This is a genomic window from Pseudothioclava arenosa (assembly GCF_002358085.1).
GTDB classification, from domain to species: domain Bacteria; phylum Pseudomonadota; class Alphaproteobacteria; order Rhodobacterales; family Rhodobacteraceae; genus Pseudothioclava; species Pseudothioclava arenosa.
The window spans coordinates 444,752-459,751 of record NZ_NTJD01000001.1 but is presented as its reverse complement, the minus strand read 5'-3'; the positions used below and the strand labels follow the sequence as shown (position 1 = coordinate 459,751).

Sequence of the window (15,000 nt, the reverse complement as noted above, 5' to 3'; positions counted from 1 at the left end):
TGCCGATCCAGGGTGTTGGACGCGACGACAGCGGGCTTCCCGCCATAGCGACCGGGGCGGCGCTTGTAGCCGACCTGTGCCATGATGCCGGCAATGCCAGCCAGCCGGGCGACCCGGTTCTCGGAAACCTGCTCTCCCTGATCCCGCAGATCATCGGCCAGCTTGCGATAGCCATAGACCTTGCCGCTGTCGCACCAGGCCTGCCGGATCAGTTCCGTCTGGCGCGCATCGTCCTGCGCGCGGCGGCTTAACGGTTCCTTAAGCCATGCATAGAAGCCAGAGAAATGGACCCGCAGCACCCGGCACATGGCCCGGACGCCGAACTCGGCTTGATGCGCCCGGATGAAGGCGTACTTCATTGGGACTCGCGCGCGAAGTACGCCGTTGCCTTTTTTAGGATATCGCGCTCCTCAGTCACGCGCGCCAGCTCGCGCTTCAGTCGTCGGTTCTCGGCCTCATGGTCGACATCGACCGACTTTGCCATCGGCTCCCCGAACAGCTTCAGCCACTTGTACAATGAATGCGAACTCACTCCCAAACGCCGGGCAACCTCGCGAACGGGGTATCCCCGAACCGTGATCCGCTGCACCGCGTCCCGCTTGAACTCGTCGCTGTAATTGCTCGTCCCCATGTCGGCCTCCTAGCCTCAAAGTTAGGGGGCAAAGCGTCTACAAATCTAGGGGCACCTCAAGCAGCGCAATGATGCGGTTCATCCCCGCGTGGGCGGGGAACGCAGGTTTGCCACCGCCGGAACGGTTTCCAACACCGGTTCATCCCCGCGTGGGCGGGGAACGCGCGGGCACACGGATTTTGCATCGGATTTCGAGCGGTTCATCCCCGCGTGGGCGGGGAACGCCGATAGAGCTGCATCGAACGACCAACGTATGCCGGTTCATCCCCGCGTGGGCGGGGAACGCACACGCAGATTAAGAGACGGAAGGACCGCCCCCGGTTCATCCCCGCGTGGGCGGGGAACGCACGTCGCCTACGCAGATGTTGAACAGGCTGATCGGTTCATCCCCGCGTGGGCGGGGAACGCTGTTGATCCCGGCGATCTGCGCCGAGACCGGGCGGTTCATCCCCGCGTGGGCGGGGAACGCGGAACAAGGGGTATGCATCGCCGCCCGCCCCACGGTTCATCCCCGCGTGGGCGGGGAACGCTCTTGCTGTAGAGCATTGATCTACCAATATTTTTACAATGTCAAAGAGCTTACCAACTTCCGCCGGGCGTTTCGGGGCCTGTCAGGTTGGTCTTTCCGGGGAAAAACTCACCAGCTTCAACCCATCGAAATCCACCGGCATACGACGATTGCGGCCTGCGGTTCGAAACGCATAGCCCTGATCGGTCGGCGCCTTCCACACCATCACCGCATCTCCGGCGTCGAGCCCGGCCATTACCGAAGACGAACTGAAGTGCGTGCTGCCGCTATTGACCTTTCCGGCTCCGAAGCTTGGGAAACTGCGCCTGAACCCTGAACGGGACTACCGCGCGATTGCGATGCGGTTCGTCCTGTTCACGGCCGCCCGTATATCCGAGGTGTGCGCGATGCGATGGGGTGATCTCGACCGCAAAAACAAGGTTTGGCACAAGCCCTCTGTGAAATCGACGAGAAGCGGTCCCAGAAGTCAGGATCTTCCCCTGTCAGATGCGGCGACGGATATCCTTAGCGGTCTACCACGCTGGAAAGACGGAGCGCAGAATGAACTAGTCTTTCCGAACGGCACAGGCACCGGCAACCTCGACAATTGGGATCGTTTCCAGAAGGCTCTTCACCAGACATCACAGACACAGGATTGGCATCGTCACGATTTACGCAGAACTGCTGCGACAATCATGAAGGCGCTTAAGGTGCCTACCTCTACCATTGTTCAGATTCTCGCGCACGGTGACCCCCTCAAGCACGACGGAGTCGGCGGCGCGGCCTCGCACTACCTTCAAACGACACGTGTTCTGAAAGACACCCGCGATCCGCAAGAGGAAGCTCTGTCACACCTAGCGACCGCGCTCGCGATGATCGAGGCCGTGGCCTGAGCACCCCATACTGATCTTCACCCGGCGCCATGAGAAGGGACTGGAATCCCATCGATGGCAGCCCCTTGACGATCTTGTTCGGCTCCAGGCTCACGGCGACTAACCCACTCGCGCCTATCGTTGCGCCTGCTTGAAAAGTGCCGTGTCACCTGCTCCCGCGCGTCGTTGTCCGTCATGAAGATGTTCCGCATCTCCTAATCCTGCCGGAACATCTTCACCAGAGCTTGGAAGAACTCCCGCAAGAAAGTGTGGCAGGCGTAACGTTCTTATCACGTATGGAACGCGTTAAGCGCCGCCACTCCCGCTATCATCCTTGCGTCGCAAGGCCCGCCCGAGGCTCTCCAGTCCCGAGCCGATCCTGTCCGCGAGCGATGCCCCAGCATCCGAGATAGTAGAGGTAACGGTCGAAACACTGCCGGTAACGCCTTGGTATATCGATCCCGCCACCTCCCCTGTGCTACGAAGGGCAGAGAAATTGGTTTCTTCATGCAAGATCTCCTCAACCTTCTCTAGAGCCAGCTCCTCACGCTCATCGATCGAACCATCCGCACGCACGATTTCGTGTAATATCATCATGATGTCGTTTCGAATTTCAACCGCGTTGCAGTCCTCATTTTCGCGCAGGAATTGCCCGAGCACCTGCGCTGCTTCCTGCAGGCTAATCTTCCCCTCATTCTCTGCGATCAGACCAATTGCTTTTCGCGCGTATTGACGATCGATCCCCCATTCATCTACGAAATAGTTGATGATGTGTTGACGCTCAATGCGGGCGAGGCGCCCATCGACTTCTCCGATCTTCACCGCAAGCGTGCCTATCATATCGACAAGGGTAACTCCCAGAAGATCTATCGGCGTATTGATGAACTCAGGAATCGTTCGAACTCGGGAGCTTCCGAAGCCATCGGCAAGACGCATAACCCCCCAGAAAGCCCCGGCCGAGGCAACACCCGCTGCGACCACCCATCCTGTAGGCGTCATCGCAGCCGGTGCCCATGGCAGTAAGCTTAACAAGCTCGATCCCCCGAAAAACGTCTTCGCGACAACGGCAGATTGCGCAATACCTGCGCCAGTCGTGGCTGCCCCACCCGCATCGAAGAGTTTCTGCAGGTTCTTCGAGTAACGGAGAGAACGGTAAGCATCCTCACCAATACCAAGCATCAACCGAAACCTCAGATCGTCTGCGACAACCTGTTCGAGCGGTGCGAAATCCTTGAGATCAGTCATGCCTGTAGCTCTGCAGAACCCAGACCGAATACATCAGCCACAGCATCAATGAAGGCATCCATGTTTCTGCCGAGAGCGCCGCTCGCCAAATCCATGATGGCCCCTTTCCCGACACCTAGCATCACGAGCAAGGGCGTGAAAAAGGTGCTCAACTTCTGACCAAGCACCGGAATTTTCGCGATTAGCCGGCCAAGAATTAGCCCCGTAATCGCACCGAATGCTGTGTTAGGAAAGGCGCGCAGCAACGCTAGAGCGACCTGCAGGATCTTGCGACCAAGCTCGACCACCTTGCCAGCCACTTTGATCGTGAACCCCGCCAGATCAATAATCAGTGCCTTCATGTCAGCTGAGAGCGCAAGCTGCCCAATCTCTTTCTTGAGCGCTTTCAATGACATTGTGTGATCAAGGGCGAAAAGCTTCGGGTCTAACTTCGGCTCTTCATGGTTGTCAAAATTGGCGGACATTCGGGGTCTCGCTTTGCTGATAATACAAATTCAGTTTCTTCTGGACAGTTCACGTCTGTCAACTTCAAAGCACATCGAGCCAAGGCAACTGAGATGGTTTATCAGCTAAACCTCACGGGCGTTGCCGCCCGCTGTTGCACCCGACTTAGAACCCTCGGTTTTGGGGTCGAATTTGGCAGCAACTCCGACAAGCTAATTGGGACCTATGCCCCCCCTCGCCTGCCGTTGCGCCCGCTTGAAAAAGTGGCGTGTCGCCTGCTCCCGCGCGTCTTTATCCGTCATGACGATATTTCGCATTTCGTTATCCTGCTGGAACATCTTCACCATGGCTTGGAAGAACGCCTGCGAGAACGCGTTGTAAACCACGTCAGCCGGGTTGTTGCGGACCATCTCGGTCATCTCGTCGTCCATAATATCGCGCGTGACGCGCTCGAACCGCATGAAGTCCTCGCGCGAGAACTGGGTGCCGTGGCGCTCGTTGAACGAGCTGATGATCTCGGAGAGCCGCGTCAGATCCGGGTTCAGGTTCGAGGCCGGCTTGAAGTAGCACAGCGCGAAGCGGATGTTCGGCACCAGCTTCAGCCCCTCGCGCAGGACGACGTGGGTAGGGTTATCCTTCAGCGCCTTCTCGAGACGCTTGAGCACCTCCGCCTCGGCCTGCGCGCTGTAGTGATCCTCCAGCACCTGCCACGCATCCGGTTGCGTCGCCTTGAGGAAGCGGAACAGCAACGAAGGATCGAGTGCGAGGGCAACGTCATAGTGCGACGGGCAGTTGCGTTCGATGTATCCCTGATCGGCGGTCAGGCAGGCGACGATATGCGCCTCGAAGACCTTCTCTTGATGAATGTCGGCGGTGGTGTGGATGCTGGTCACAGTTTCCCCACCTCGCGTTGAATGTCAGGAAATGGTGTCGCGTTGTCGAACGAGAAGCGCCATGCACCGTGAATGCTGTGGTCGCGCAGATCGATCTGCTTGGTCTTGTAGTTGTAGGTGAAGACGTAGCGCGATCCTTGAAGGGTGACCCAACACGTCCGAGCGAGATTGCCGTTCCGCTCGTAGACCTCGACCTTGTCGAGTTTGAGATTCAGGCGCTGCCGCACCTCGTCAGAGAGCGGTTGAATGACGTGTTCGACATTGCCGCCGTGGTGATGCGCCTCGCCGATGACCTTTGCGATAAAGGCGTCGATCTCCTGATTGGTCGTCAATTTTCGTGCCATTACGCTTGCATCTCCTCTTGAATGGCGTCGAGGCGGCGGTCGGGGGTGCCGGATTTGGCATAGGTCGATACGTCGATCTGACCCGTGACAGCGGCGGTGATCAGCGCGGAGCGGTATTCTTTGAGGCGGTCGATGGATTTTTCGGTGCTCTGTTGCACTCGGATTAGTCGCCGACGCGAACGACCTTTCTGTTGTCGCCGTCATCGGTCTTGGCGGCGGTTTCGAGTTGCGGAACGATGCCGCCCATCGTGACAGAAAGTGGCGGAAAGTCTTTGTCGCTGCCCTTTTCCTTGCGCTCGCTGAACAGTTGCCCAAGTCGATAGAGTTTCCAGCCTGGCGGACTGGCGAGTGTCATTATGTCTGTCACTCAACAACCTCCTGCAGGAGACCAGCAATTTCTGCCTCCAGCGTCTTCAACTCGGCATCGAGTTCCGCGAGCCCGCGTGGCGGCACGTATTTGTAGAAATAGCAGTTGAAGTTGATCTCGTATGGCTCCATCAAGTGAAAGCACGAAGGGGTCAACTTAGAGCGCTCAAGGATCGACTATGAGAGACTGATCTACTCAGCCACCGAAGCCATACCTACCCGCTTCCCTCGATTAGCTGTGGGCCATCGTCATGAAGACCAAAGCGGGCAACCTCGTGCTGGTGAAGCTGAACATGCGCACCAAGCTCGGCGTCATCGGTCCCGGCGAGCCATGCATCACGTTCCTCTGCATTCAGGATCACCGGCATCCGCGGATGCAGCCAGGCCATCTCGGGCGTCGCGGCACGGGTCATCATCGTGCAGGTCAGAAGCCCCCGCCAGCGCGAGGCAAGCCCGGCGAACCAGAGGGTCTCTTCATTCCCGGCCGAACTGACAAAATGCGGCTGCTTTGCGCCTGGCGCGCCCGTCCATTCGAAGTAGCCGCCTGATGGGATCAGGCAGCGCCCATGGCGCCAGACCTGACGAAAGGTTGGCTTGTCCTTCGCCTCCTTGATCCGGGCATTGAAGGTGCTGGCCTTCCAGTCCCGCAGCTCGCCCTTGTGCCAGGACGGGATCAGCCCCCACCGCGCCACCATCACCTCAAGCGGTTCCTTGGCGAAGATCAGCACGTCCTCGGTCGGCTTCACGTTGAAGCGCCGCGGGAAGGGCGCGATCTTGATTTCCGAATGCTCAAATTCGGTCCCGCGCAGGTTCGGATCGACGAAACGTCCACACATCGGTTCGGCTTTCCTGGATCGACAGTCAAGTAGCGCATAGATTGCTGATGAGGATCAACCGCCATCGAGCTTCGATCCGCTCCCCCAGTTCTCACTGACATCATCGCCCCGGCCATGGACGCGTCCTGCGACCGTGCTTATTCCTGTTTGCGACAAGGAGATTTACATGTCGAACTACACCGTGATCCCCGACATCCATGCCGACCCAGAGCGGCTCTCGCTCAGTCTGGCAACAGCGGCCTCCAGCGACCACCTCGCCTTTCTGGGCGACTTCATCGACGCCGGGAAGTCGGTGTTGCGTCCTGACGACGCTGAAGTTTTGACGCGAGTGCGTCGGCTCATCGAAGACGATGGTGCCGTCGCGGTCATGGGCAACCACGAACTTAACGCGATCCTATTTCACCGCCTCGACAGTAACGGGCAGCCCCTCAGGGCGCGCGATGACAAGAACCGGGCGCAGCACCGCAGCTTCATCGAGCGTTTCAGTATCGGCAGTGATGACGCGCTGGACTGGACCGAATGGTTCCTCACCCTGCCCCTCTGGCGCGATCTCGGCGGGCTGCGATTGGTGCACGCTTGCTGGAGCGACACGGCCATCTCAACCATCGCCGCGCGACGTCTAGACGGGCGGCTGCGTCCGGACGATCTCGAAGAGGTCGCCCGAAAGGAGACGCCCTTCGCGCGAGCCGTTGATCTGCTCCTGAGCGGACCTGAGACTGCGCTACCAGCGGGCATCGGCTTTCACGACAACAGCGGGCATTACCGAACCCAAGTTCGGATCGCGTGGTGGCGTGCTGATGCCCCGACCTGGCGAGCCGCCGCGCTTTCGGTCCCGAATCCCGAATACCTACCGGAGACCGAAATCACCGATGAACTGGGCCTCGACTTCTACGGCGAGGAGAACCCGCCAGTTCTGGTCGGTCATTACAAGATGCGTGGCGCTCCTAGGATCGAGACACCGCAAGCTGCCTGCCTCGACTACCCTGATACCCCCTGCGTTTATCGCTGGAGCGGGGAGCAGGCGCTCCGAACGACAAGCCTAATCAGCACGAACAAGTGACCGCAATGCCCCGGAGCGGATTCTCGCGGAGAAGCGGCACAATCCGCTGGCCAGAACACACCATTTGAAACCACCGGACACTGCGATAGATTTCAGGAATGTCGTCTCAGCTGCCTCCTTTCTTTCCCCTGCGTGCAGGCCGCGTGCATGAGGTTTGCGGCCCCGCCTCCACGGGGTTTTCTGCCATTGTTGCGGGGGTTGCGGGGGGGCGGGCGCTTTGGGCTCAGGAGGCTTGGCTTGCGGATATGCTGACGCCGGCAAGCATGATGCCGTTTCTTGACCCGGCCAAGCTGTTGCTGGCCAAAACGCAAAATCAGACCGACAGTCTGGCAGTTGCCGAAGAGGCGCTCAAAGACGGCAGCCTCTCTGTCGTCGTGCTGGAGGTGACGCGCCCCCTCGATCTGCGCGAAGGGCGGCGGTTGCAGTTGGCCGCCCGCACGGGCGGCACGACAGGGCTTTGCATCATCCCGGAGGGTATGGGCTCGAACGCCGCCGAAACGCGTTGGCGGGCCACGCCACTTTTCGATCCCGCGTGCGAGGACTCGACTCTGATGCGGTGGGAAATTATCAAGAACAAATCAGGAACAACTGGCGCGTGGCATGTTCACTGGGACGCACAGACGCATCGTCTCCATGTGGTTCCCCCGGTTGGCGAGCGACCGGGTTCTGCGCGCACACCCGAGTGAGGCGCCCTTCGTCATTGCCGCGCGCACGGGCAGCACAGAACTGATCTATTGCTTGAACCCCGCCGCCGAGCAGGCGGGCCTGCACCGCGGGATGCGCCTGGCCGATGCGCGCAGCTTTTGCCCCGATCTGATCAGCCGCCCTGCCGAGCCTGCGCGCGATACGCGGCTTCTGCGCAGCCTGCGGCGATGGGCGGAGCGGTTCTGCCCTTGGGTGGGCTTTGAGGGCACCGACGGCCTGGTGCTCGACATCACAGGGTCGGCGCATCTGTGGGGCGACGAGGCGGCGCTGCTGGCCGATATGCGCGCGCGGCTGGAGCGGGCGCGGATCGAAGTGCGGCTGGCAGCGGCGGGCACGCGCGGGACGGCATGGGCGCTCGCGCATTTTGGCGACACGGAGGATGGGCTGCTTGCGCTTCCCGTGGCAGCACTCCGCCTTGCGCCCGAGACCGTCACCGGGCTGCAACGTCTGGGCCTGCGCTCTATCGGTGATCTGACCGCCAGCCCACGCGCGCCGCTGGCGCGCCGTTTTGGCCCCGATCTGCTCTTGCGGCTCGATCAGGCCCTTGGCGCGCAGCCCGAACCCGTAACCCCCGAGGCCGAGCCACCACAGTTCAGCGTGCGCCTGACCCTCCCCGAACCGATCGGCCTTGAGGCCGATGTGATGGCCGCGACCGAGCGCCTGCTTGCGCCGCTTTGTGCCAAGCTTGCCGCGCAGGACATGGGGGCGCGGCGGCTGTGCCTGACGCTCCGCCGCGTCGATCAGGCCAGCCAGCAAGTCGAGCTGCGCCTTGCCGCCGCCATGCGTGAGCCCGCGCGGATTTTGCCGCTGTTCCAGCGCGGCGTGACTGAGGTGGATGCAGGTTTCGGCATCGACCAGATCCGGCTGGAGGCTACGCAGGTCGAACCCTTGCCCCTGCAACAGATCGGCCCCACCAACCAGCCCCGCCCGGACCACCTTGCCGATCTGATCACCCGCATCGGCACGCGCATCGGGCTGGAGAACATTCAACGGTTTCTGCCCGCCGACAGTCATATCCCCGAGCGTAGTTTTCTGATTGCGCCTGCCGCCTTCAGCGAGGCGCAGGGTGGTTTTCATGCACCTCGCCCGCGTCCGATCCGGCTGTTCCCGCCCGAGCCGATCCATGCGTCTGGCGCGCAGCCGCCCGCGCGGTTTCGCTGGCGGCGCATGACCCTCACCACCGCGCGCGCCACTGGCCCTGAACGGATCACCCCCGAATGGTGGCTGCCCGATGACAACTGGCGCTCGGGGCTGCGCGATTACTGGAAGATCGACACCCGTGAGGGGCGGCGACTGTGGCTGTTTTACACGCCACAAAACCCCGGCTGGTTCGTGCAGGGAGAGTTCGCATGACCCCCACCTATGCCGAGCTCTGCGTGACCTCGAATTTCACCTTTCTGACAGGCGCCTCACACCCCGAGGAACTGGTGCTGCGGGCGGCCGAACTGGGGCTGTCGGCCATCGCCATCACCGACCGGAACTCGCTCGCCGGTGTGGTGCGGGCGTGGTCGGCTTTACGCACCCTACGCAAAGAGGCCGAGGCGGGCGTGCCGATCCGCTCCACCCGGCAGCACGACCCCAGTTCGCGGCAAGAGACCGCCCCTCCCGAGACGTTGCTGCACCCCCATGGCCCCGTGCTGCCCAAGCTAATCGTGGGGGCGCGGCTGGTGCTGCGCGATTGCCCGGTCGACTGGGTCGCCCTGCCCACCGACCGCGCGGCCTATGAACGCCTTTCGCAGCTTTTGACCCTTGGCAAACGCCGCGCGGGCAAGGCCGAATGTCACCTCGACCTGGCCGATCTTGAGGCCGGCTGTCAGGGCATGATCCTGATCGCCCTGCCGCCCCCCGATCTCACCTCGGCCCGGACCGCGCTCCAGCGCCTTGCGCACCGCTTTCCCGGCCATGTGTTTCTGGGGGCCGCGCCGCGCTATGACGGATCGGATCAGGCGTGGTTCGCGGCCTGCGCGGCGCTGGCGTTGCGATGCTCCACCCCGATGGTCGCCTTGGGTGATGTGCTGATGCACCGCGCCGCCCGCCGCCCGCTTGCCGATGTGCTGACCTGCCTGCGCGAAGGGATCACGATTGATCAGATCGGCACCCGCGCCCTTCCCAATGCCGAGCGCCGTCTCAAGGGCGCCCCCGATATGGCGCGGCTGTTCCGCAATCATCCGGCCGCGCTGCGGCGCACGGCAGAGATCGCCGCGCGCTGTGCCTTCGATCTGGGCGAACTCAGCTACGACTATCCCGACGAGGGCACCGAGGGCGAAGCGCCTCAGGTGCGGCTCGACCGGCTGGCACGCGAAGGGTTGGCGTGGCGCTATCCGCAAGGCGCGTCCGAGCGGGTCTATAAGCTGATGGCCAAGGAGTTGGGGCTGGTGGCCGAGCTGGGCTATGCGCCCTATTTCTTGACCGTCCACGACATCGTGGCCGAGGCCCGCGCGCGCGGCATCCTGTGTCAGGGACGCGGCTCGGCGGCCAATTCGATTCTGTGCTACCTGCTTGGCATCACCGATGTGTCTCCTGACATGATCGGCATGGTGTTCGAGCGGTTCATCTCGCGCCATCGCGGCGAGCCGCCCGATATCGACGTGGATTTCGAGCACGAGCGGCGCGAAGAAATCATCCAGTGGATTTATCAGAAATACGGCCGCGACCGCGCGGGGCTTTGTGCCACGGTGATCCATTTCCGCACCCGCGCCGCGATCCGCGAGGTGGGCAAGGTGATGGGCCTGTCGGCCGATGTGACGGCGGCCCTTTCCGGCCAGATCTGGGGCATGTCGAACAAGGGTGCCGATCCCGCGCGGATGCGCGAGATGGGGTTGAACCCCGAGGACCCGCGGCTATCGCTCACGATCCGCCTCATCCGCGAGATCATCGGCTTCCCGCGCCACCTGAGCCAGCATGTCGGCGGCTTCATCATCACACGCGGGCGGCTCGATGCGCTGTGCCCGATCGAAAATGCCGCGATGGAGGGGCGCACCTGCATCGAATGGGACAAGGACGACATTGACGCGCTTGGCATCCTCAAGGTCGATATCCTGAGCCTCGGGATGCTGACCTGCCTGCGCAAAAGCTTTGCGCTTCTGGAAGCGCATGAGGGCAAAACCCTTGGGCTCGACAGCGTGCCGCAGGAAGACCCGGCCACCTACGCGATGCTGCAACGCGCCGATGCGGTGGGCGTGTTTCAGGTGGAAAGCCGGGCGCAGATGAATTTTCTGCCGCGGATGAAGCCCGCCACTTTCTACGATCTGGTGATCGAAGTCGCCATCGTGCGGCCCGGCCCGATTCAGGGCGGCATGGTCAAGCCCTATATCCGCCGCCGTCAGGGGCTTGAGGCGCCCGAGCCCTTCGGCCCTGCACTGGCCGCCGTCACGGCCAAAACCCTTGGCGTGCCGCTGTTTCAGGAACAGGCGATGCAGATCGCGGTGGTGGGCGCAGGCTATAGCGCGGAAGAGGCCGATCAGCTGCGCCGCTCGCTCGCCTCGTTCCGCCGCATGGGCACGATCGGCGCGCATCGCGACCGCTTTATTGCGGGGATGCGGGCGAATGGCTACACGCAGGCGGTGGCCGAGGCCTGTTTTGCCCAGATCGAGAGCTTTGCCGATTACGGCTTTCCCGAAAGCCACGCCGCCGCCTTTGCCATGCTGACCTATGTGTCGTCATGGCTCAAATGCCATCATCCTGCGGTCTTTGCCTGCGCGCTGCTGAATTCGCAGCCGATGGGGTTTTATGCCCCCGCCCAGATCGTGCGCGATGCGCGCGAGCATGGGGTCGAGGTGCGCCCCATTTGTGTGAACCGCTCCGAATGGGACAATACGCTCGAACGCCGGGCCGATGGGCGGCTCGCGCTACGGCTCGGGTTTCGCCAGATCAAGGGCTTTCGCGCCGAGGATGCGGGCTGGATCGTGGCGGCGCGCGGCAATGGCTACCCCGACCCCGAGAGCCTGTGGCTGCGCGCGGGCACCCCGCCCGCCACGCTCGAACGGCTGGCCGAGGCCGATGCCTTCACCGGCATGGGGCTGACGCGGCGCGCGGCCCTTTGGGCGGTGCGCGCGATCCGGGCGCCTGCGCCGCTGCCGCTGTTTTCCAACCCGCTGGATGGCGAGGGGCTGCGCGAACCCGAGGTCACCCTGCCTGCCATGCATCTGGGCGAAGAGGTGGTCGAGGATTACGTGGCCATGCGCCTGACCCTGCGCGCGCATCCGATGGAATTGTTGCGCCCCACCCTCCCCGGCCTGACCTGCCATGATCAGCTCGTGAGCGCGCCGCCGGGGCGCCTTGCGGTGTGCGGCCTTGTCATCACCCGCCAACGCCCCGGCACCGCCTCGGGGGTGATCTTTCTGACGCTGGAGGATGAAACTGGCCTGTCGAATATCGTGGTCTGGCCAAAGGTCTATGAACGTTTCCGCCGCGCGGTGATGGGCGGGCGGCTCTTGCGCGTAACCGGGCGGCTGGAGCGCGAGGGGATCGTCGTGCACCTGATCGCGGACAGGATCGAAGACCTCTCGCATCGCCTCTCGGATCTCGGCCACCCGATGCCCGAAATGATCGGCCTCACGCACCCGCAAGCTGACGATGCACCCCGCCCGCGCCCCACCGCCCGCCACCCCCGCGAGCAATCCAAGCGCCTGTTCCCAAGCCGGGATTTTCATTGAACGGGGATACGGCCCAGGCCTACTTTTCAGCTGCGGCAAATGTTGCGATGTCACATTCCCCGAATGTTGTTCTTCAAGAATCGCTGCACCAAACCTGAATGCCGTGGCCAGATATTGCCTCTTGTCGCCCAAAGCGGAGTTACGAGCTCCGGCTCTGCCGACCGCATAATTTTTGCTCGCTACCAGTCCATACGGATGACACATCCCGGAGCAGAAAAAACGCGCGCGCCACCCAAGTCCGTCCGCCTGCGCGAGCAAACCCTCCACCTCGTCGTTTTCGTGGCATACTTGCACCCGCATGAGACACGCACCGCATGTCTAGTCGCAAACACCTTCATAGGCGCGCAGGGGCACGTGCCTGACGCGGTCCGCAGGTTCGCAGGTGGTCGTGTGTGCAGGACCGACGCACGACCTGCCCTTGCGCGCCCCTAACGGTGGCGCGGCAGTATGAGCGGCGTGAGACCGTCCAAGACGGCAACTCAGGCACCTGCAACCCTAGTAGTGACAAGTGCGGATGCGAAACGGCTGCAACAACGACTGCGCCTGCTGTCTTAAGCCGTGCCGTCGCGCCCTGCGGCCCACGACAACTGAAACGCTTATCGGGCCAGACGTCCCATTTGGCGTTACTGATATGCCCCTCATACCTCTCCCCGACCCGCCAAGTTGGTCCAGTCATCGCGACGTTTTCCCAGAAAACACGGAATTCAGCGATTTCAGGTAACGTTTCGGTTAAGTGGCCCTGAATAGCTCAATAAAATAAGGAAACTTTGAGAGTCCGCCTTGGGCGCCATGTAACATTTACGAGCCCTTCAAGTCGCCTAAAGACCGGATTCGAGCGCTATATGTTACCTTTTTAGACCTAAATTTTACCTTTTGCCCCGAAATGTAACCTGACGGTATCTGTCAGGTTACATTTCAAGCGCCCTGTCAGCGCAAATTTTCGGTGCTGTCGCGGCCCCGCATGCTAGCGATTGGTTCCTACTCATATGTCTTTCCCTGCTCCAGGCATGTGCTGATCTGAGCGCCTGACGCGCGTCAGGCAAGCGAGCAATCGATGTTCATCTCTCACGCCTAGAATATCAGCATGCGTCATCGGCATCAGAGATCGGCATGAATCTTTATCACTCTCAGAATTCATGTTACAAAACATGTAATTGAATATTTTTATGATCGGCACGAACATGCTCGAAACACCGGCGCGGATCGAACCTTGTGGCATCGAGGAGCAGATCCCTGAAGCCCTGACAGACCGCGTGATCGAGATCCGGGATGCGGCCTCCGACTTAGGGCATGACCTCCATCCTGAGAGCGCCGCCGAGTTGCGTAGTCTCGTTCGGTTGATGAACGCCTATTACTCGAACCTGATCGAAGGTCACAACACCCGCCCGGCCGATATCGAGGCCGCGATGGCAGGCCGAGACCCCGCCCCGGAGAAGCGCGCGCTGGTTCAGGAAGCCATCGCCCATATCGCCGTGCAGGAATGGATCGATGCGCTCGCCGATACCGGCAACCTTCCCGAGCCCTGCGACCTCGCCTTCCTCCTCGACATCCATCGCCGCTTCTACGAAGCCATGCCGGAGGATCTGCGTTTCGTCACGCATCATGGCCAGCGGATCGAAATCGTGCCAGGCGTCATGCGCGCGCCAGGGCCGGAGGTCGAGGTCGGACAACACCTGCCACCGTCGGCGCATCGCCTTTCGGACTTCATGGCGTATTTCTCGAAGCGCTATCTCGGACTGACACGCGGTCGAACAGGGCAGATTCTGTCGATCCCGGCGGCGCATCACCGCTTCAACTACATTCATCCGTTTCTGGACGGGAATGGGCGCGTCAGCCGACTGATGTCTCACGCGATGATCCGCAAGGCGGGAATCGGTGGCCACGGCCTCTGGTCGGTTAGCCGCGGACTGGCGCGCGGGTTGCGCGAGAGCGGCGAGTATAAGGCCGAGATGGCGCGTGCGGACATGCCACGCCAAGGAGACCGTGACGGGCGCGGGAACCTCTCCATGACCGCCCTGCACGGGTTCACGGGCTGGTTCCTGACGGTAATGCTGGACCAGATCCGCTTCACCAGCACAATGTTCGACCTGACGACGCTGCAAATGCGCTACACGGCGCTCCTGCGCGACCTGCATCCCGAAGACACCCGCATCGTCAAGCTCGTCGATCACGTCCTGCGCTTCGGCGAGATGGCGCGCGGAGATGCGCCGATAGTGCTTGGACTGAAAGAACGAGCCGCGCGCGAGGTTCTTTCCAAGGCGGTGAGCGACGGTTTCCTGAAATCCTCGACGCCCAAAACCCCGGTGAGGATCGCGTTTCCCCTCGCTTACCGCGAGCGCCTGTTTCCAAACCTCTTCACCGAGGCGCCCCTCGATATCCCGCCACCACCACCCCTTCCGGGAATACCAACGCGCTGAACCCGGAGGGTTCGATCGCCCCGC

General features: G+C 61.9%; 15 protein-coding genes, 1 pseudogene and 1 CRISPR repeat array. Of the genes and pseudogenes, 6 read left to right on the top strand and 10 right to left on the bottom strand.

Annotated elements, in window-relative coordinates:
* Nucleotides 1-631: pseudogene (locus CLN94_RS14075) on the bottom strand (IS3 family transposase); the annotation flags it as partial.
* A 74-nt stretch (nucleotides 632-705) separates the two neighbouring features.
* Nucleotides 706-1,161: a CRISPR direct-repeat array (repeat unit 29 nt; unit sequence CGGTTCATCCCCGCGTGGGCGGGGAACGC).
* 81 nt (nucleotides 1,162-1,242) lie between these two features.
* Nucleotides 1,243-1,395: a type I-E CRISPR-associated endoribonuclease Cas2e gene (gene cas2e, locus CLN94_RS02270; protein WP_096430658.1), complete on the bottom strand. Its 153-nt coding sequence runs from the start codon at nucleotides 1,393-1,395 to the stop codon at nucleotides 1,243-1,245.
* A gap of 22 nt (nucleotides 1,396-1,417) precedes the next feature.
* On the opposite strand from cas2e, the gene CLN94_RS02265 reads away from it, so the two are divergent.
* The gene (locus tag CLN94_RS02265; protein WP_143598863.1) at nucleotides 1,418-2,032 is read left to right on the top strand and encodes a tyrosine-type recombinase/integrase; all 615 of its coding nucleotides are present in this window, start codon (nucleotides 1,418-1,420) and stop codon (nucleotides 2,030-2,032) included.
* 285 nt (nucleotides 2,033-2,317) lie between these two features.
* Here CLN94_RS02265 and CLN94_RS02260 read toward each other — a convergent pair whose 3' ends face one another.
* From CLN94_RS02260 to CLN94_RS02235, 8 genes are all read right to left on the bottom strand, one after another.
* Complete coding sequence (locus CLN94_RS02260) at nucleotides 2,318-3,256, bottom strand: TerB family tellurite resistance protein (RefSeq protein WP_096430654.1); 939 nt, start codon at nucleotides 3,254-3,256, stop codon at nucleotides 2,318-2,320.
* Nucleotides 3,253-3,720 carry a hypothetical protein gene (locus tag CLN94_RS02255; protein ID WP_096430652.1) on the bottom strand — a complete coding sequence of 156 codons (468 nt, stop codon included), beginning with the start codon at nucleotides 3,718-3,720 and terminating at the stop codon, nucleotides 3,253-3,255. The genes CLN94_RS02260 and CLN94_RS02255 overlap by 4 nt, the downstream gene beginning before the upstream one ends.
* Nucleotides 3,721-3,912: 192 nt before the next feature.
* Complete coding sequence (locus tag CLN94_RS02250; RefSeq protein ID WP_096430650.1) at nucleotides 3,913-4,593, bottom strand: hypothetical protein; 681 nt, start codon at nucleotides 4,591-4,593, stop codon at nucleotides 3,913-3,915.
* Nucleotides 4,590-4,937: a hypothetical protein gene (locus CLN94_RS02245; protein ID WP_096430648.1), complete on the bottom strand. Its 348-nt coding sequence runs from the start codon at nucleotides 4,935-4,937 to the stop codon at nucleotides 4,590-4,592. Before CLN94_RS02245 ends, CLN94_RS02250 begins: the two co-directional genes overlap by 4 nt.
* Nucleotides 4,937-5,095: a hypothetical protein gene (locus tag CLN94_RS13810; protein ID WP_218837232.1), complete on the bottom strand. Its 159-nt coding sequence runs from the start codon at nucleotides 5,093-5,095 to the stop codon at nucleotides 4,937-4,939. Before CLN94_RS13810 ends, CLN94_RS02245 begins: the two co-directional genes overlap by 1 nt.
* Nucleotides 5,096-5,100: 5 nt before the next feature.
* The gene (locus CLN94_RS02240; protein WP_218837231.1) at nucleotides 5,101-5,304 is read right to left on the bottom strand and encodes a hypothetical protein; all 204 of its coding nucleotides are present in this window, start codon (nucleotides 5,302-5,304) and stop codon (nucleotides 5,101-5,103) included.
* Nucleotides 5,301-5,438 (bottom strand): hypothetical protein, encoded by a 138-nt coding sequence (locus tag CLN94_RS13895; RefSeq protein ID WP_179300188.1) that lies wholly within the window; start codon nucleotides 5,436-5,438, stop codon nucleotides 5,301-5,303. The genes CLN94_RS02240 and CLN94_RS13895 overlap by 4 nt, the downstream gene beginning before the upstream one ends.
* 80 nt (nucleotides 5,439-5,518) lie before the next feature.
* Nucleotides 5,519-6,139 (bottom strand): SOS response-associated peptidase, encoded by a 621-nt coding sequence (locus CLN94_RS02235; protein WP_096430646.1) that lies wholly within the window; start codon nucleotides 6,137-6,139, stop codon nucleotides 5,519-5,521.
* A gap of 166 nt (nucleotides 6,140-6,305) precedes the next feature.
* On the opposite strand from CLN94_RS02235, the gene CLN94_RS02230 reads away from it, so the two are divergent.
* The 5 genes from CLN94_RS02230 (at nucleotide 6,306) to CLN94_RS02210 (ending at nucleotide 14,976) form a co-directional block, all read left to right on the top strand.
* Complete coding sequence (locus tag CLN94_RS02230; RefSeq protein WP_143598862.1) at nucleotides 6,306-7,199, top strand: metallophosphoesterase; 894 nt, start codon at nucleotides 6,306-6,308, stop codon at nucleotides 7,197-7,199.
* Nucleotides 7,200-7,444: 245 nt separating this feature from the next.
* Nucleotides 7,445-7,885 carry an ImuA family protein gene (locus CLN94_RS02225; protein ID WP_342744515.1) on the top strand — a complete coding sequence of 147 codons (441 nt, stop codon included), beginning with the start codon at nucleotides 7,445-7,447 and terminating at the stop codon, nucleotides 7,883-7,885.
* Nucleotides 7,800-9,257, top strand: a complete 1,458-nt coding sequence (locus tag CLN94_RS02220; protein ID WP_096430640.1) for a Y-family DNA polymerase — start codon at nucleotides 7,800-7,802, stop codon at nucleotides 9,255-9,257. The genes CLN94_RS02225 and CLN94_RS02220 overlap by 86 nt, the downstream gene beginning before the upstream one ends.
* The gene (locus tag CLN94_RS02215; RefSeq protein ID WP_096430638.1) at nucleotides 9,254-12,559 is read left to right on the top strand and encodes an error-prone DNA polymerase; all 3,306 of its coding nucleotides are present in this window, start codon (nucleotides 9,254-9,256) and stop codon (nucleotides 12,557-12,559) included. The genes CLN94_RS02220 and CLN94_RS02215 overlap by 4 nt, the downstream gene beginning before the upstream one ends.
* Nucleotides 12,560-13,725: 1,166 nt before the next feature.
* Entirely contained in the window at nucleotides 13,726-14,976 is a 1,251-nt protein-coding gene (locus tag CLN94_RS02210) for a Fic family protein (RefSeq protein WP_245845026.1), read from the top strand.
* Nucleotides 14,977-15,000 lie beyond the last annotated feature (24 nt).